This window comes from Micrococcus sp. 63XJN7_6_ISO-PGPR-S23-444 (assembly GCF_058072765.1).
In genome coordinates, this window is sequence record NZ_CM176516.1 from 112,917 (window position 1) to 129,397 (window position 16,481).

Here is a 16,481-nt window from a genome sequence, read left to right on the forward strand (position 1 = left end):
CCAGAGACTTCCACGAAGGAACAGAACCACTCATGTCCAAGCGCATCCAGGCCATCGACGTCGATGTCTTCTACGGCAAGTTCAAGGCCGTCGAGGGCGTCAACATCGACATCGCCCCCCGCTCCGTCACTGCCTTCATCGGCCCCTCCGGCTGCGGCAAGACCACCTTCCTGCGCAGCATCAACCGCATGCACGAGGTGCTCCCCGGCGCCACCGTGGACGGCCAGCTCCTGCTCGACGGCGAGGACATCTACGGGCCCGGTGTGGACCCGGTCCGCGTCCGTTCCCAGATCGGCATGGTCTTCCAGCGCCCGAACCCGTTCCCCACGATGTCCATCCGGGACAACGTGCTGGCCGGCTACAAGCTCAACGGCACCCGCCTGAACAAGTCCCGTGCGGACGAGCTCGTGGAGAAGTCCCTGCGCGGCGCCAACCTGTGGAACGAGGTCAAGGACCGCCTCGACAAGCCCGGCTCCGGCCTCTCCGGCGGTCAGCAGCAGCGTCTGTGCATCGCCCGCTCCATCGCGGTGCAGCCCGACGTGATCCTCATGGACGAGCCCTGCTCCGCGCTCGACCCGATCTCCACCCTCGCCGTCGAGGACCTGATCAACGAGCTCAAGGAGGAGTACACGGTCATCATCGTCACGCACAACATGCAGCAGGCCGCGCGCGTGGCGGACAAGACCGCGTTCTTCAACATCCAGGGCGTCGGCAAGCCCGGCAAGCTGATCGAGTACGACGACACCAACGTCATCTTCAACAACCCCTCGAGCCAGCAGACCGAGGACTACGTCTCCGGCCGTTTCGGCTGAGCCGCCCCGCGCTCCGTCCCCGACCCCGTCCGGCCGCACGCCGGGCGGGGTCGCGGCGTCTGCGGGGCCGGGCGTCGTCGTCGGGCGCGGCCTCAGGCCAGCGGGAGGAGGGCCAGCGTGCCGAGGAGGCCGAGGAGGGCGCAGGCCACCGGCGTGAGCAGCCACCAGCCGACCACGCGCAGCACGGTGGGCCAGCGCACGGACGCGTAGGTCTGCGTCTGGCCGGCGCCCACGATGGCCGCCGTCGCCGTGTGGGTGGAGGACAGGGGCAGGTGGAACACCAGGGATCCGACGAACAGCAGGCCCGCGGGGATGACGGCGGCCACGGACGCCCGCAGGGGGTCGAGGCGCACGAGACGCTCGGTGAGGGTCCAGGCGATCCGCCAGGCGCCGCCCAGCGTGCCGAGCCCGACCGCGAGGGCGAACAGGAACGCGCCCCCCACGAACTCGGCCGTCAGGGCGTCCGGCGCCAGGACGGACCCGGACCCCACCAGCACGGCGGCCCACAGCACCCCCATGCGCTGACCGGCCTGCAGGCCGTGGCCCATGGCCATGGCGCTGGCGGAGATGCCCAACGCGACGCGGGCCCGGTGCTGGACGTTGACCGTGGTGCCGCGGGTGGCGAGCCGCATGGCGGGCGCGGTGAGCAGGCGGGCGAGCGCCCACGCGATCAGGGGCGAGAGCAGCAGGCTGAGCAGCACCTCGGCGTGGACGAGGTCGAAGATGGTGTGGGCGACGTCGATGTGCAGGCTCAGGCGCACGGCGAGGTGGCTGCCCGCCAGCGCGGAGATCAGCGCGTGCGTGCTGGAGCCGGGCAGGCGCCGCCACCACAGCAGCAGACCCCACACGAGGGTCACCGCGCAGGACACGCCCACGGCCAGGGGGCCGACCTCGCTGCGCACCGCGGGCGAGGTGAAGTAGTGCACGCTCAGCGTGATGAGCCCGATGCCCAGCAGGGCGCCCACGGTGTTGACCGCCCCGGTCAGGAGGAGGGCTCCGCGCGGGGTCAGCGCCCGGTACCGGACAGGCAGCGCCGCGGCGTTGGGGGCGTCACGGAACCCCATCAGCGCGCCGACGGCGCACAGCAGCACGAGGACGACGGCGAGCCCCGCGGTCACGGCGCCTCCACCGGCTCAGGACTCACGGACGAGCACCATGCCCAGGTCCATGTTCACGCGGGAGAGGGCCTCGAGCGCCGCGTGCAGCGCCCAGGCGACCTCGCGCTGGCGGTTGTAGTCGCGCTGCAGCAGGTCCATGCCGAGGTCGGCGAGCCACTCGACCATGATCCGCTCCGTGCGGCGGGAGGCGCGCAGCAGCTGCATCCACGTGGCCTCCAGGGCGTCGAGGTCGCGCATCTCGGCGGCGCCGCGGGCGAGCAGCTCGGCCTGCCGCCCCACGGTCTCGAGGACGTCGAGGGCGTGCGTCGGCAGCTCCTCGAGGTCGGCCCGCTGGATCAGCACGCCCGCCGACACGACGCGCCGGGTGGTCGCGTGCACGCCGCTGGCCAGCCGGTAGAGGTCCTGACGGGGCAGCGGAGTCACGTAGGCGCTGCGCAGCGCGGTGAGGAAGGCCATGAGGGTGGCGCTCGAGGACGAGTCGAGCTCCTCGAGCTCACGGGCGGCACGGTCCGCCTCGGGTCCGCGGGTCCCCGCGACCTGGGCCACCAGATGCACGGACCGGTGCAGGGCCTCGGCGAGGTCCGCCATGTGGCGCAGCGCCGGGGTGTCGCGCGTGACGAGCCAGGGCATGCGGGGGGACATGGGCAGCGTTCGCTCTCTCGTCGACGGGTGGCGAAGGGGTCGACGACGACGCCGGACCGGGAACGCCTCTCGGCGGAAGGCCGCTCGCAGCGGCTATGTGTTGGAGCCCGGGGTTACCAGCGGCCCGGCGCCGTCCCCATCAGTCTAGCGATCCGTCCCGAAACGCTCGACCCGCCGCCTCCAGGGCGTCGGCGGTGCTGACCAGGCGCGCGGCCCGGCGGGTGAGGGCGGCGGCGCGGTCCGGGGCGGCGGCCTCGGAGCCCTCGGCGTGCTCGACCTGGCCCAGGGCCACGACGCGGGCGTAGGCCGCGGCGCGCTCGAACGCGACGTCGATCTCGGAGCGGTAGGCGCCCGTGAGGATCGTGTCCGTGAGGCGGCGCAGCTCGGCCGGCCCCGGCGGCTCGACGGCCCCCGCCACGACGCGCGAGGCGTAGGCGGCGTGCCCGGCGCGGTACCAGGCGGCCCAGCGCTCGCCGTCGCGGGTCGTCGCCTCCTGCAGCGCGTACAGACGCCACAGGGCGCCGGCGAGTGAGACGGGCGGGGCGTCCGCCCACAGCTCGGCGAGCGTCTCGACACCGAGCTCGCGGACCAGCCCGACCAGCCGCTCGACGACGGCCGGGTCCTCCTCCGCGCGGCCGCCGGCCACGAGGGCGTGGGCCAGGCGCGAGGCCGCCGCGGCCACTTCCTGCGGGTCTTCGCCGCCGGCGAAGTGCGTGAGCTCCTGCGGTTCCGAGAGGCGGGGCCGGTGGGGGCGCAGCACGCCCGAGGCGCTCGAGCTGGCGCCGCGGCCGGCGGGCAGGCGGTGACGTGCCATGGGCGGGCTCCCTTCGAGGGCGCATCGGGGTGGGGATGTGGTCGCCGGAGGCGGCGGCCCCGTCCACGGTAGTGCCCCGGACGCCTGGGCTACCATCGGAGGGCACCCGTGAGGGTCGCCGTCGTCGGCCGCGCGCCGTCGTCGTCGGCCGCGGGTGAGGGCCTTTAGCTCAGCTGGCAGAGCATCGGACTTTTAATCCGCCGGTCGCGGGTTCGATCCCCGCAGGGCCCACCGGAAAGCGGCCCCTGACCAGGCATGACGCCCAGTCAGGGGCCATTGTCATGCCCGCGCGGACCTGGCCTATCCAGCGAAAACCCAGCATTTTCGATCCGACGTCACCCCTCCACATCTCGGAAGAAGTCGGCCAGGACGGCCTTCATGTCCGCCGCCTCCGGAGCTTTCGCCTGATAGTGCGCTGCCGTCACGGCTTCCGAGGCGCGCCCCAGGGACGCCGACGACGCCACAAGCCCCCGGATGTCTGCGTTTCGTGTCGGGGCCGCCCTCCGCATCGTGTCCGGATGGACCACCCGAAGCCGATGGTTCGCATGGCCGTGCGCCACTGCTTCCGGAAGTTGGATGGGTCCCGCACGGTCCCCGTCGCCGACGGAAACACTACGCCGAGCTCCGTCATCCGCTCCCAGCGGCTCGCAACATGTCCGCCGCCGGGGCCACTGTGTAGCCCTGGACAGCGCGAGCCGACTTCGGATGATCCCGACGCACTACGCCCCGGAGACGCGGCACCCTGTGGCGCTAGGGCGTGTCCGACAATGGTTTGGACCATGCGAGTGCAGCGCTCAGGGCCACCGCGATCCGGTAGTCGATCACGTACTTGTCATGCCTGGTCGTTAGTCCCGTTACTGCTTCAGGCGCGCGGACTGAGGCTCTAGGACGTTACGGCCTTTGTACACGGCCCCGTCGAGGCCAATAGACCGCTCGCGGCCTGGATCGCGGCGTCCGCAGTGACCCTGCTGGTTCGACGGCTCGGGGTCACTGCTGTGATGCCGCGGGCCCGCAGATCGGAACGGATCGTCCAGCAGGAGTAGGCCTTGTCGCCCAGCACCATGTTCGGGCGGGTCCGGGGCCGACCCACCGGCCGGTGTGCGCGCGGCTGCTCAGCAGGGGAGCCGTGATGGGCCAATTCCTTGCCTGGCTGGGGTGTGATCGGGCTGGCGAACGACATGCCTGCACCGTCGACGAGCTGATGGTTCTTCGTGCCCAACCCGCCATGCGAGGGCACGATCCCGTGATCGGCAGGGCCACCCCGCAGATTCTTGTAGTTCGATCCGCCCCCTGTGTGGCGGGTGATGGTTCTGACGTGCAGGTCTGGCGGTATCAGATGGCTTCGAGGGCCAGACGTCCATTAGTGGCGGGTTCCCGTTGACGGCCCATCGAGCCCTTAGATTTTATTGGACTTCGACCGATTGCACTTCCAGCACAGCGCTTGCAAGTTTTCTTCTGTCGTCAGGCCACCTCGAGAGACCGGGATGATGTGGTCCACCTCAAGCAGAAGGTGGGGCTCGGCATAAGTACTAACCCCGCAGTTCTGACAAGTGAAGTTATCTCGATCCTTAATGTGATGGCGGAGCTTGGACGTCATGAGGGCCCGCTGACCCGCGGCCGATTTCCGAAACTTGATACGAGCCGACATCGTATCGATGAGGGCGTCGAGGGCTTGGGAGTTCAAGACCACATTGGTTCGTTCGCTGCTATTGCCACCCGCGCTGACGTACTCAAAGGTGTATGTCTCATACGGGATCGTAATGGGGGAAATCTCCACCCCGACCTGTTCCATAAACTCGTCCAAGAAGTGCTTCTGAATGAACGAAGGGGGCTCGATGGCTTCAGTGATTGAGGCCTCTCTGTTCTGGAGGTTGGAGAGGGCTTCCTCGAGCTGAGCCAAGCTTGACCCCATCTCTTCCACTTCCGCTAGTCGATCTTCCTCTGCGTTGATGTGGAAGTACTTCATCAGGTAGCGGATGGGGTCCATCTGAGCCTTCCGTACCACCTGAAGCGAACAATTGTGGACGTTCGGCTCCCCGAGGGTCGCCACGTTCCGATCCCGGATGTAGTTGTGGCGGCTCGTGTTCTCGCTATAGGCAAGGTGCGCGTGCTGGCCGGTCGACGATTCGCCAAGGCTGAAAGAGCCTCTAGCGCGAATCTCGTCGATGTACTCCTTGAGTTCGTTGTGTTCTGCCACGAAGGCCCGAATCTCCGCTTTCTTCTCTTGGAACTCTTCACTATTGAAGTATCGGTGCTTCCTGATGAGCAAGATGATCCGCGGGAGTACTGGCATGAGGAAGATGAGTGCCCCGGGCCCTGCCGGGATCGAGATGACCGCAAGGGCGATAAGTGCCCACTCCCACCACCGGAACAGTTCACGCCGCTTGGGGCCTTCAGCACTCATCATCGAGTCCTCCCTTATTGATCGCTGTGATCCTACGGGATGGGGCGTCTGAGGAGGCGGTGGCAATGGCGGGGGCGTGGCGTGGTTCGGCGCTGTGGGTGGCCGCGCAAGTCAGGCGACCACGGGCGCGACTGCCAGTAGGTAGACAGCATGCCTAAGACAGACTGTCCGCATGGATGCATGGATCGGCGTTGTCGGAACGCTCCTCGGCGCCGTCGTCGGCGGCGGCGTGGCATACCTCAACGGCACAAGAGATCGGAAGTTGGAGGCCCGCCGGGACCAGGAAAAGCGCGTAACGGAGGTTGCCGGGGAGCTTCTCCAGATAGTCGACGCGCGGGAGAGGTACGTTCACGGCTACCTGGAGGTCGTGGGAGAGTTCCCACACGATGGCACTCCGGACGGTGAGGAGGACCCCGCGCGGAAGACGCTCGCACTCCTGGAGCTCTACGCCCCGGCTCCGGTCACAACGGCCGCCCGCGAGTACGTCGATCTCATGGACAAGTGGGAGGCGGGATGGACGTGGGAGGCCACCGGGAACGACGTCCGCGCGGCCCGGGAGCGGTACATCTCGGCTCTCCGGACGTTCATCGGGTCGGACAACCCCGCGTAGAGCCCCAGGTTGCCGCAGACCTGCGAACGGCCCAGTGATTATGCAGCGGAGACGTTCAGAAGCGAGGGACGGGCTCGGACGGAAACATGGGTAGGGTCGGCCAAAATCAGCGGAGGTATTCAGATGGAGAGCAGCAGGCAGAAAAAGCCAGAATTGATACCCCAGACTCCGCCGGTCGCGGGTTCGATCCCCGCAGGGCCCACCGGAGAGCGGCCCCTGACCAGGCATGACGCCCGGTCGGGGGTCCTCCCTAGGATGGAGCCATGAGCCCCACGCCCGCACCAGTCACCGAGACGATCAGCTCCGGCCACAGCGTGGTGTGGTCGCGCCCGCCGGCGGAGCGCGCGGGCACGGACCTGGTGCTCGTGTTCCACGGCTACGGCTCCAACGAGGTCCGCGCGGCGCGCCGCCACTTCCCGATGCTCCCGGAGCGGTGCACCGGCCTGGCGGTGCGCGGCGGCTTCGAGATCGACGAGACGGCGTCCGAAGGCCCGGGCGACCCCGGCGCGCACGGCTGGTTCCTGCTCGACCTGCTGCTGCAGTCCGACTTCGCCCAGGTGCTCGCCGCCGCCCACCGCGTGTTCGACGTGCTCTCCGCCGAGGAGGTCGTGGCGGCCGGCTTCCGCACGGTCTCGGTGCTCGGCTTCTCCCAGGGCATGGCCATGGCGACGACGGTCCTGCGTCTGCGCCCCGAGGCGTTCACCTGCGGTGTGGGCCTGAGCGGCTTCGCCGTCGACAACGAGCTGCTGGCCATGCTCGACTCCCCGGCCGAGGGACCGGGCCCGCGCCCGTTCTTCTGGGGCCGGGACGCCGAGGATCCCGTGATCCATCCGGACGCCGTCGCCCACACCCGCGCGTGGGCCGAGGAGCACACCCGCCTGACCGTGCGCACCTACCCCGGGATCCTGCACGGGACCGGCCCCGACGAGGTCCGTGACGTGCGCATCTTCCTCGAGCACTCCCTGCGCGCGGCGACGCCCGGGTCCTGACCGCGGGGGTCGCGCGCCGATACTGTGGCGCGCATGGCAAAGAACTCGACGATCGGCCGGTACGCGTCCGGGAAGGTGAAGGACTTCGGGCTGAAGTCGGCACTCGATGAGAACGGCGAGCCCACGGAGGGCTTCGAGAAGGCCCTCTCCACGGTGTTGGCGGTCCAGCGCCCCCTGGTCCTGAAGAACATCCAGCGCATGGCGGCGAAGCACCCGGGGGAGAGCCCGGAGCGTCTCGCCGAGCGGCTCGGGCAGCAGTACCTGACCACCGTCACGGGGGCCGGTGCCGCCGTGGGCGGCACCGCGATCGTCCCGGGCATCGGCACCGTGGCCGCGCTCGGCCTGTCCGGTGCCGCGGTCGCCGGCTTCATGGAGGCCACCGCCCTCTACGCGCAGTCCCTCGCCGAGCTGCACGGCATCACCACGCAGGACCCGCAGCGCGCCCAGGCCCTCGTCATGGGCCTCATGCTCGGCGACGACGCCAAGGAGCTGCTCCGCGAGGCCGCCGCCAAGGCCGGCCGTCCCTACGACCCGCAGTCCAGCCTCAACGCGCTCGCGGGCACCGCATCGGGCACCGGCATCAGCGCGTTCGTGGTGGATCGCCTCAAGAGGACGTTCATGCGCAAGATGCTCCTGCGGCAGGGCGCCGGCTTCGTGGGCCGCGCCGTGCCGTTCGGCGTGGGCGCCGTGATCGGCGGCGTGGGCAACCGCGCCATGGGCAAGGCCGTGATGGAGAACGCCGCGGAGCTCTTCGGCCCCCTGCCGATGGTGATCCCCGGCGAGATCCGCGAGGGCGCCGCGCAGGGGCGCGCCGAGGGGGAGTCGGCGGGCGCCAAGGACGACGGCGGCGTCTTCGGCGCGATCCGTCGCGCCCTGCCCGGCGGCAAGGACGAGAAGGACAAGCCCGCCGCCTGACGGCCCCGCCCCCCGCGCTTTCGAACGTGAGAGAGGCCCTATCTCACGTTCGAAAGCGCCCATTCGCCCCATGTCACGTTCGAAAGTGCGGGGCAGGGGCCGCGTCTCAGAGGAACAGTGTCGCCACCCCGTGGATCGCCAGGCCCGCGAGCGCGCCGACGACCGAGCCGTTGATGCGGATGAACTGCAGATCCTTGCCCACGAACAGCTCGAGGGTGCGCGCGGTCTGCTCGCCGTCCCAGCGGGCGACCGTCTCCTCGATCACCCCGGTGAGCGCCGGGCCGTAGGAGCTCAGCGCATACGCCGCGGCGCGGCGGGCGTGGCCGTCCACACGGTCGCGCAGCTCGGGGTCCTCCTGCAGGCGGGCGCCGAGGTCGCGCAGGGCGGCCACGAGCGCGCGGTGCAGGTCGGAGGACGGGTCCTCGAGCGCGTCCAGGAGCGAGTCCCGCAGGGAGACCCAGGCCCGCCCGGCCCACGCGCGCAGCCGTTCGTCCGCGAAAAGGTTCCGCTTGAACCGTTCCACCGAGGCGCGGGTGGCCGGCTCGTTCCGCATCTCGTCGGCGAGGCGGTCGAGCCAGTCGTCGACGGCGCGGCGGGCCTCGTGCTCCCGGTCGCGGCGGATGCCGGCGAGATACTTGAGGGTCTCGGCGTGCAGTCGCTCGGCGAGGAGGCGGTCCACGAGGTCCGGGCTCCACTCGGGGGAGCGACGGCGCACCGTCTCGACGAACAGCTCGGGGTGGGCGGCCACCCAGTCCCCGGTGTGGGCGACCACGAGGTCCACCACGCGCTCGTGGTGCCGTCCGGCCACCACGTCCTCCAGCACGCCCGCGAGCGTGGGGGACCAGTCCGGGGCCACCATGTGGCGTTCCATCAGCTGGCGCAGCAGCTCCTGGACGGCGTCGTCGTCGGCCGCGGCCATGGCGCCCCGGGCCGCCGTGGCGATCTCCCGGGCGGTGCGGGCCGCGTTCTCCTCACGTCGCAGCCAGCCGCCGGCGGCCTCGGCCACCTTCAGTCCGTCGACCTTCTCGTGGGCGACCTCCGAGTCCAGGAAGTTCTCCTGCACGAACTCGGTCAGCGCGGCGCCGAGCTGGTCCTTCTTCCGCGGGATCAGGGCGGTGTGCGGCACGGGCACACCCATCGGGTGGCGGAACAGCGCCGTGACCGCGAACCAGTCCGCCAGCGCGCCGACCATGCCGCCCTCCGCGGCGGCGCGCACGTAGCCCCACACCGGGTGGGTGTCCTGCAACGGGAACGCGACCACGAACACCACGGCCAGCAGGATGAGCAGCCCCAGGGCGACGGCCTTCATGCGCCGCAGGCCCGCCGCGCGTTCGAGGGCGCCGGCGCTGAGCAGCTGCTGGGCGGGGTCGGGGGAGAAGGACACGGGAGGCTCCTGATCGCGTGCACCGAATGGTCCCCACCAGTTAACCAGCCGGGCACCCTGCGGTGACGTGGCCGGCACTCGCGCTCCCTAGCCTGGCGGCGTGCCCGCCCTCGTGATCGCCCACCGCGGTGCCTCCGCCGCCTTCCCCGAGCACACCCGCGCCGCCATGCTCCACGCCCTCGCCGTGGGCGCGGACGGTCTCGAATGCGACGTCCAGCTCACGCGGGACCGTGAGGTCGTCTGCTGGCACGACCCCACCGTGGACCGCACCTCGGACGGGCGCGGCGCCGTCGCGGACCACACGCTGGATCGTCTGCGCGCCCTCGACGTCCTCTCGTGGCACGCCCGGCGCCCGGGGGCCGAGCCCGCCACGACGACGGCGCCGCCCGCCGTGTACGGCGGCGCGGGGGAGCAGGTGCTCACCCTGGCCGACCTCCTGGAGGTCGCGACGGCCGCGGACCGGCCGCTGCGACTGGCCGTGGAGCTCAAGCACCCCTCCCCGTTCGGGCATGAGCTCGAGGAGCGGGTGCTGCGGGAGCTGCTGCGGGCCGGCTGGGACCCGGAGACCGGCCGGGTGGGTCAGGTGCAGGTGTCCCTCATGAGCTTCCACCCGGACGCGCTGCGCCACGTGGCTCCGCTGGCCGGCACGGACCCCCTCTGCCCCCTGATGGACCTCATGCCGACGGAGCTGCCGACCCGGCTCGCGCGGGGGCCGCTGAGCCGGGCGGCGGTGCGTGCGGCGGCGCGTCAGTCGCTGGCGGGGTCCGAGGCGCTCGTCTGGCGCGGCCGGGCCGGGCTGGCGGGGCCCTCCGTGGCCTACGTGCGGGAGCACCTGGCGGACGTGAAGGCGTGGCTGGCGGCGGGGCGGCGGCTGCGGGTGTGGACCGTCGACGAGCGCGAGGACGCCGATTTCCTCCTCGCCCAGGGGGTGCAGGAGCTCACCACCAACCGTCCGGAGGACGTGCTGCGCTGGGTCCGCGAGCGGGCCGCCGCGCGTCGGGAGCGGGTGCCCACCGGGGCCTGAGGGCGCCGTGCCGCACGCGCAGACGCGGCCTGCGTTGCGTTCCTGCCCGCGCTTGTGGCTATAGTCACGTCCAGGAGCGTGCCCGAGGTCACACCCGACGGCGCGGTCCCCTCGCACCCGCGTCTCGGCTGAGACCTCTCCCGGAGGAGCCCCCATGGCCACCCGTCTGCGTCACCGACTCCTGTCCGCCGCCGCGCTCACCGCGGCCGGCGCCCTGCTCGTCACCGGCTGCGCCCAGAGCCAGCGCGACGGCGGCGGCTCCGGCGGCTCGGGCGGGGGCGACGCCGCCCAAGTGGACGGCTCGTTCCTCTTCGCCGCCTCCTCCGACCCGAAGACCCTGGACCCGGCCTTCGCCTCCGACGGCGAGACCTTCCGGGTCTCCCGTCAGATCTTCGAGGGCCTCGTGGGCACGAAGCCGGGCACCGCGGACCCCGCGCCGCTGCTGGCCGAGTCCTGGGAGTCCTCGGAGGACGGCCTGACCCACACGTTCCAGCTGAAGGAGGGCGTGACCTTCCACGACGGCGAGCCGTTCAACGGGGAGGCCGTGTGCGCCAACTTCGACCGCTGGTACAACTTCACGGGCATCCAGCAGTCGGAGACCCTCTCGTACTACTACGGCAAGCTGTTCCGCGGCTTCGCGGACAAGCCCGAGGACGCCGTCTACAAGGAGTGCGAGGCCACCGGCGAGCACGAGGTGAAGATCACGCTGGCGCAGCCGTTCGCGGGCTTCATCTCCTCCCTGTCCCTGCCGGCCTTCGCCATGCAGTCGCCGAAGGCGCTCGAGGAGTACAAGGCGGACGAGGTCGGCGGCACCGCCGAGTCGCCCCAGATGTCCGAGTACGCCCGGGCACACCCCACCGGCACCGGCCCCTACAAGTTCGAGTCCTGGAGCGTGGGCGAGGACGTCAAGCTCACCGCCAACGAGGACTACTGGGGCGAGGGCGGCGAGGTCACGGACATCACCTTCCGCGTGATCGACGACCCGGTGGCCCGCCGTCAGGCGCTCGAGGCCGGGGACATCGACGGCTACGACCTCGTGGCCCCCGCGGACACCGCGGCCCTGTCCGAGGCCGGCTTCAACGTGGTGGCCCGCGACCCGTTCACCATCCTCTACCTGGGCCTGAACCAGGAGAAGGAGGAGCTCCAGGACGTCAGGGTGCGCCAGGCGATCGCCCACGCGATCGACAAGGACGCCCTCATCGCGCAGACCCTCCCCGAGGGCACGGAGCCCGCCACCCAGTTCATCCCGAAGTCCGTGAACGGGTACAGCGAGGACGTCACCACGTACGAGCACGACCCCGCCAAGGCCAAGGCGCTGCTCGCCGAGGCCGGCTACCCGGACGGCTTCACGATCGACTTCAACTACCCCACCGGCGTCTCGCGCCCGTACATGCCGACCCCCGAGCAGGCGTTCTCCAACCTCTCGAGCCAGCTGGCCGAGGTGGGCATCACGGTGAACGCGAAGCCGGCCAAGTGGAGCCCGGACTACCTCGACCAGGTGCAGGGCACCTCGGACCACGGCATCCACCTGCTCGGCTGGACCGGTGACTACAACGACACGGACAACTTCGTGGGCGTGTTCTTCGGCCAGGAGAAGCCCGAGTTCGGCTTCACCGACGAGGAGCTGTTCTCCGCCCTCGAGGAGGCCCGCCAGATCCCGACGCTCGAGGAGCAGACGCCGAAGTACCAGGAGATCAACGAGCAGATCTCCGAGATCGTCCCGGCGGTCCCGCTCGCCCACCCGGCCCCGTCGCTGGCCTTCGACAAGCGCGTGGCCTCCTACCCGGCGAGCCCGGTCAACGACGAGGTCTTCAACGAGATCGACCTGACCGAGTGAGCCCGGCGGGCCGGGGACGACCCGCCCCACCGGCGACGACGGCGCCGCGCCCCGGCGCCGTCGTCGCCGGCCCGCCCGCCACCGCCCGTCCCTCGCACCGACCGGCCCGGCCCCCGCGCCGGCATGGAGGCCCCTCGTGCTCAGACTCATCGGCAAGCGCCTGCTGCTGCTGATCCCCACCCTGTTCGGACTGTCCGTCCTGCTGTTCGTGTGGGTCCGCAGCCTGCCCGGCGGCCCCGCCACCGCCCTGCTCGGCGACCGCGCCACCCCCGAGGCCGTGGCCCGCGTGAACGCGGCGTACGGCTTCGACAAGCCCCTGCTCGAGCAGTACCTCACCTACATGGGGCGGCTGCTGCGCGGCGACTTCGGCACCTCGACCATGACGAACCGGTCCGTGGTCGAGGAGTTCGCGGACCGCTTCCCGGCCACGCTGGAGCTCTCGGTCTTCGCGATCGTGTTCGCGGTGGCCATCGGCATCCCGCTCGGCTACTGGGCGGCCCGCCATGTGGGCCGGTGGCAGGACGACGTCGCCGTCGTGCTGTCCCTGGTCGGCGTGGTGGTGCCCGTGTTCTTCCTGGCGTTCATCCTCAAGTGGGTGTTCGCGGTGAAGCTGGGCTGGCTGCCCACGGACGGCCGGCAGGACCCGCGGATCGACGCCACCCACTACACGAACTTCTACGTGTGGGACGGCATCATCACCGCGGAGTGGGACGCGGCCCTGAACGCGCTGACCCACCTGGTGCTGCCCGGCATCGCGCTGGGCACCATCCCGCTGGCGATCATCGCGCGCATCACCCGTGCCTCCGTGCTGGACGTGCAGGACGCGGACTTCGTGCGCACGGCCCGCGCCAAGGGCCTGGCCCCGCGCCTGATCCGAAACCGGTTCATCATGCGCAACGCCCTGCTGCCGGTGAGCACCACGCTCGGCCTGCAGCTGGGCCTGCTGATCTCCGGGGCGGTGCTCACCGAGACGGTGTTCGCGTTCAACGGGATCGGCCGGTTCCTCGCGCAGGCGATCTTCCAGCTCGACTTCCCGGTGCTGCAGGGCTTCATCATCTTCATCGCCCTGCTCTACTCGCTGATCAACCTGGTCGTGGACGTCTCCTACGGCCTCATCGACCCGAGGGTGCGTGTCTCATGAGCGTGAACCTGCCCCCCAGCCCCGGCGGCGGACCCACCGAGCACGCCGTCGAGCACGCGCTGGCGCCCGTCGAGGCCGGGGCCACCCAGGCGACCACCGAGGCCGCCGCGGACGCGCGCGGCACCTCCGTGTGGGGCGCCGCGTTCCAGCGGCTGCGCCGCAACCCGGCCGCGATCGCCGGCGCCGTGATCGTGCTGCTCTTCGTGCTCGTGGCCGTCCTCGCCCCGGTGCTGGCCCCGTACGCGGGCACGGCCACACCCGGCATGCGCGAGATCCGTCCCACCCACGTGCCCGGCCCCGGCGAGGTGGCCGGCTACCCGCTGGGCCTGGACCGCTTCGGCGGGGACGTGCTCTCCAAGCTGATCTGGGGCGCGCAGGCCTCGCTGCTCATCGGCGTCATCTCGACGGCGTTCGGCCTGGCCGGCGGCATGCTGCTCGGCCTGCTGGCCGGCACGTTCGGCGGCTGGGTGGACTCCGTGGTGATGCGCGTCGTGGACATCCTGCTCTCGGTGCCCAACCTGCTGCTGGCGGTGTCCATCGCGGCGATCCTCGGGCAGACCCCGTTCGCGGTGATGATCGCGATCGGGGTGGCGCAGGTGCCCGTGTTCGCGCGGCTGCTGCGTTCCTCGATGCTCACGCAGAAAGGGTCGGACTACGTGCTCGCGGCGCAGACCCTCGGCCTCTCGCGCGGGCGGATCACGATGTCCCACGTGCTGCCGAACTCGCTGGGCCCCGTGATCGTGCAGGCCACGCTCACCCTGGCCACGGCCGTGATCGACGCGGCCGCCCTGTCCTTCCTGGGCCTCGGCGGCGGCCGCCCCGAGACCGCCGAGTGGGGCCGCATGCTCACCTACGCGCAGGCCGAGCTGGGCATCAACCCGTGGCTCGCGTTCCTGCCCGGCCTGTGCATCGCCATCACCGCGCTCGGCTTCACCCTGCTGGGCGAGTCCCTGCGCGAGGCCCTCGACCCGACCTCCCGGAGGCGCTGACCATGGACCCCAAGCACGACGACGGCGCGCCCGGCCCCGGCACGACACCCGCGGTCCCCGCGGCCGGCGCCCCGCTGCTGGAGATCCGCGACCTGGATGTGGAGTTCACCACCCAGCAGGGCACCGTGCAGGCCGTGGAGGGCGCGTCCCTCACGCTCCCGGCCGGAGGCACGCTGGCGATCGTGGGCGAGTCCGGCTCGGGCAAGTCCACCACCGCGATGGCCGCGATCGGCCTGCTGCCCGGCAACGGCCGGGTCACGGCAGGCTCCGTCCGCTTCGCGGGCGAGGAGCTCGTGGGCCTGCCCGAGTCGCGGATGCGCGGCATCCGCGGCCGCCGGATCGGGCTGGTGCCGCAGGACCCGATGTCCAACCTCAACCCCGTGACCCGGGTGGGGCAGCAGATCGGGGAGACCCTGCTGACCCACGGCATGACGACGAAGAAGGACGTGGGGGCCGCCGTCGTCGAGGTGATGGAGCGCGCCGGCATCCCCGAGCCCGCGCGACGGGCCAAGCAGTACCCGCACGAGCTCTCGGGCGGCCTGCGCCAGCGCGTGCTGATCGGCATCGGCCTGGCGTGCCGGCCGCAGCTGCTGATCGCGGACGAGCCGACCTCCGCCCTGGACGTGACGGTGCAGCAGGTGATCCTGGACCAGATCGACGAGATGACCCGCGAGCTCGGCAGCTCCGTGCTGCTGATCACCCATGACCTCGGCCTCGCCGCCGAGCGGGCGCAGCAGCTCGTGGTGATGCACCGCGGACGCGTGGTGGAGTCCGGCGACGCGCGGGCCATCCTCGAGGACCCGCAGCACGCCTACACCCGCTCGCTCGTGGCGGCCGCGCCGTCGGTGGCGGCGGCCCGCCTGCTGCCCGAGGCCTTCGATCCCGCGCCCGCCGCACTGGCCGAGGACGACACCGCGGCCCTCACCACGGTGGCCCTGGCGAAGCAGGACCTCACCCCGCTGGTGGAGATCCGCGACCTCACCAAGGTCTACCCCGTGCGCGGGCACGAGGACTTCACCGCCGTGAAGGATGTCTCCCTGAAGATCCCGCGCGGCAAGACCGTCTCGATCGTCGGCGAGTCCGGCTCCGGCAAGACGACGACGGCGCGCATGCTGCTCAAGCTGATCGAGCCGACCTCGGGCGAGATCCGCTTCGAGGGCAAGGATGTGCTGGCGCTGAAGGGGGAGGGGCTCAAGGACTTCCGGCAGCGCGTGCAGGCCGTGTTCCAGGACCCGTTCTCCTCGCTCAACCCCTCGTTCACGGTGGGCCGGATCATCGAGGAGCCGCTGCAGACGTACCGGCGGGGCAACGCCAGGCAGCGGCGGGCGCGCGTGCTCGAGCTCATGGACCAGGTGGCCCTGCCCTCGCACTTCCACCGCCGGTACCCGGCCGAGCTCTCGGGCGGGCAGCGCCAGCGCGTGGCGATCGCCCGTGCGCTCGCGCTGAACCCCGAGCTGATCGTGTGCGACGAGCCGGTCTCCGCGCTGGACGTGCTCGTGCAGGACCAGATCCTCACGCTGCTGCGCCGCCTGCAGGACGAGCTGGGGCTGAGCTACCTGTTCATCTCGCACGACCTGGCGGTGGTGCGGCTCATCTCCGACTACGTGTGCGTCATGAAGGACGGCGAGGTGGTGGAGGCGGCCAGCTCGGAGGAGGTCTTCACCAACCCCCGGCACCCGTACACCCGCCGCCTGCTCGCCTCGATCCCGGGCAACGAGCTGGGCATCGCCGTCGAGGCGGACGGCACCCACGTCTGAGCGCTGACCGGGCCGGACGGTCGGGTGCAGAAGCGCCCCGTTCGT

Annotated in this window: 14 protein-coding genes, 1 tRNA gene and 1 pseudogene; 10 read left to right on the top strand and 6 right to left on the bottom strand. The window is 71.1% G+C overall.

Annotated elements, in window-relative coordinates; all coding sequences use genetic code 11:
* The first annotated feature begins 32 nt into the window (after nt 1-32).
* Complete coding sequence (gene pstB, locus AC3RJ9_RS00525) at nt 33-812, top strand: phosphate ABC transporter ATP-binding protein PstB (protein WP_036384205.1); 780 nt, start codon at nt 33-35, stop codon at nt 810-812.
* A gap of 92 nt (nt 813-904) precedes the next feature.
* On the opposite strand, the gene AC3RJ9_RS00530 is transcribed toward pstB, so the two are convergent.
* The 3 genes from AC3RJ9_RS00530 to AC3RJ9_RS00540 all read right to left on the bottom strand — a co-directional run bounded on the left by AC3RJ9_RS00530 (nt 905) and on the right by AC3RJ9_RS00540 (nt 3,386).
* Nucleotides 905-1,930 carry an inorganic phosphate transporter gene (locus AC3RJ9_RS00530; protein WP_206495673.1) on the bottom strand — a complete coding sequence of 342 codons (1,026 nt, stop codon included), beginning with the start codon at nt 1,928-1,930 and terminating at the stop codon, nt 905-907.
* A gap of 15 nt (nt 1,931-1,945) precedes the next feature.
* The gene (locus tag AC3RJ9_RS00535; protein ID WP_036314859.1) at nt 1,946-2,572 is read right to left on the bottom strand and encodes a hypothetical protein; all 627 of its coding nucleotides are present in this window, start codon (nt 2,570-2,572) and stop codon (nt 1,946-1,948) included.
* A 139-nt stretch (nt 2,573-2,711) separates the two neighbouring features.
* Nucleotides 2,712-3,386, bottom strand: a complete 675-nt coding sequence (locus AC3RJ9_RS00540; protein ID WP_002856103.1) for a hypothetical protein — start codon at nt 3,384-3,386, stop codon at nt 2,712-2,714.
* Between the two features lie 158 nt (nt 3,387-3,544).
* On the opposite strand from AC3RJ9_RS00540, the gene AC3RJ9_RS00545 reads away from it, so the two are divergent.
* Nucleotides 3,545-3,617, top strand: a tRNA-Lys gene (locus tag AC3RJ9_RS00545).
* A 519-nt stretch (nt 3,618-4,136) separates the two neighbouring features.
* Here the strand turns inward: AC3RJ9_RS00545 and AC3RJ9_RS00550 are convergent.
* Both AC3RJ9_RS00550 and AC3RJ9_RS00555 read right to left on the bottom strand, forming a co-directional pair.
* A pseudogene (locus tag AC3RJ9_RS00550) lies at nt 4,137-4,689 on the bottom strand (IS5/IS1182 family transposase); the annotation flags it as partial.
* Between the two features lie 93 nt (nt 4,690-4,782).
* On the bottom strand, nt 4,783-5,793 hold the full coding sequence (locus AC3RJ9_RS00555) for an HNH endonuclease (RefSeq protein WP_199727627.1): 1,011 nt from the start codon (nt 5,791-5,793) through the stop codon (nt 4,783-4,785).
* Nucleotides 5,794-5,962: 169 nt separating this feature from the next.
* On the opposite strand from AC3RJ9_RS00555, the gene AC3RJ9_RS00560 reads away from it, so the two are divergent.
* From AC3RJ9_RS00560 to AC3RJ9_RS00570, 3 genes are all read left to right on the top strand, one after another.
* Nucleotides 5,963-6,400, top strand: coding sequence for a hypothetical protein (locus AC3RJ9_RS00560; protein WP_036383545.1), 438 nt, complete (start codon nt 5,963-5,965; stop codon nt 6,398-6,400).
* Between the two features lie 263 nt (nt 6,401-6,663).
* Complete coding sequence (locus AC3RJ9_RS00565) at nt 6,664-7,389, top strand: alpha/beta hydrolase (RefSeq protein WP_036383543.1); 726 nt, start codon at nt 6,664-6,666, stop codon at nt 7,387-7,389.
* Between the two features lie 33 nt (nt 7,390-7,422).
* The gene (locus AC3RJ9_RS00570; protein ID WP_206495672.1) at nt 7,423-8,304 is read left to right on the top strand and encodes a hypothetical protein; all 882 of its coding nucleotides are present in this window, start codon (nt 7,423-7,425) and stop codon (nt 8,302-8,304) included.
* 106 nt (nt 8,305-8,410) lie between these two features.
* Here AC3RJ9_RS00570 and AC3RJ9_RS00575 read toward each other — a convergent pair whose 3' ends face one another.
* Nucleotides 8,411-9,688, bottom strand: coding sequence for a DUF445 domain-containing protein (locus AC3RJ9_RS00575; protein WP_061867608.1), 1,278 nt, complete (start codon nt 9,686-9,688; stop codon nt 8,411-8,413).
* Between the two features lie 100 nt (nt 9,689-9,788).
* Here AC3RJ9_RS00575 and AC3RJ9_RS00580 point away from each other — a divergent pair, with 100 nt between their 5' ends.
* From AC3RJ9_RS00580 to AC3RJ9_RS00600, 5 genes are all read left to right on the top strand, one after another.
* Nucleotides 9,789-10,712, top strand: coding sequence for a glycerophosphodiester phosphodiesterase (locus tag AC3RJ9_RS00580; protein ID WP_123244177.1), 924 nt, complete (start codon nt 9,789-9,791; stop codon nt 10,710-10,712).
* Between the two features lie 154 nt (nt 10,713-10,866).
* Complete coding sequence (locus AC3RJ9_RS00585) at nt 10,867-12,549, top strand: ABC transporter substrate-binding protein (RefSeq protein ID WP_123244176.1); 1,683 nt, start codon at nt 10,867-10,869, stop codon at nt 12,547-12,549.
* Between the two features lie 136 nt (nt 12,550-12,685).
* Entirely contained in the window at nt 12,686-13,690 is a 1,005-nt protein-coding gene (locus AC3RJ9_RS00590) for an ABC transporter permease (RefSeq protein WP_069941074.1), read from the top strand.
* Nucleotides 13,687-14,679 (top strand): ABC transporter permease, encoded by a 993-nt coding sequence (locus AC3RJ9_RS00595; protein WP_123244189.1) that lies wholly within the window; start codon nt 13,687-13,689, stop codon nt 14,677-14,679. Before AC3RJ9_RS00590 ends, AC3RJ9_RS00595 begins: the two co-directional genes overlap by 4 nt.
* 2 nt (nt 14,680-14,681) lie before the next feature.
* Nucleotides 14,682-16,436, top strand: a complete 1,755-nt coding sequence (locus tag AC3RJ9_RS00600; RefSeq protein ID WP_159833632.1) for a dipeptide ABC transporter ATP-binding protein — start codon at nt 14,682-14,684, stop codon at nt 16,434-16,436.
* Nucleotides 16,437-16,481 lie beyond the last annotated feature (45 nt).

What these genes read in the sequence shown, in the direction of transcription:
- AC3RJ9_RS00540 (WP_002856103.1), bottom strand. Translation starts at nt 3,386, where the DNA reads ATGGCACGTCACCGCCTGCCCGCCGGCCGCGGCGCCAGCTCGAGCGCC.
- AC3RJ9_RS00595 (WP_123244189.1), top strand. Translation starts at nt 13,687, where the DNA reads ATGAGCGTGAACCTGCCCCCCAGCCCCGGCGGCGGACCCACCGAGCAC.
- AC3RJ9_RS00570 (WP_206495672.1), top strand. Translation starts at nt 7,423, where the DNA reads ATGGCAAAGAACTCGACGATCGGCCGGTACGCGTCCGGGAAGGTGAAG.
- AC3RJ9_RS00565 (WP_036383543.1), top strand. Translation starts at nt 6,664, where the DNA reads ATGAGCCCCACGCCCGCACCAGTCACCGAGACGATCAGCTCCGGCCAC.
- AC3RJ9_RS00560 (WP_036383545.1), top strand. Translation starts at nt 5,963, where the DNA reads ATGGATGCATGGATCGGCGTTGTCGGAACGCTCCTCGGCGCCGTCGTC.
- AC3RJ9_RS00555 (WP_199727627.1), bottom strand. Translation starts at nt 5,793, where the DNA reads ATGATGAGTGCTGAAGGCCCCAAGCGGCGTGAACTGTTCCGGTGGTGG.
- pstB (WP_036384205.1), top strand. Translation starts at nt 33, where the DNA reads ATGTCCAAGCGCATCCAGGCCATCGACGTCGATGTCTTCTACGGCAAG.
- AC3RJ9_RS00585 (WP_123244176.1), top strand. Translation starts at nt 10,867, where the DNA reads ATGGCCACCCGTCTGCGTCACCGACTCCTGTCCGCCGCCGCGCTCACC.
- AC3RJ9_RS00600 (WP_159833632.1), top strand. Translation starts at nt 14,682, where the DNA reads ATGGACCCCAAGCACGACGACGGCGCGCCCGGCCCCGGCACGACACCC.
- AC3RJ9_RS00535 (WP_036314859.1), bottom strand. Translation starts at nt 2,572, where the DNA reads ATGTCCCCCCGCATGCCCTGGCTCGTCACGCGCGACACCCCGGCGCTG.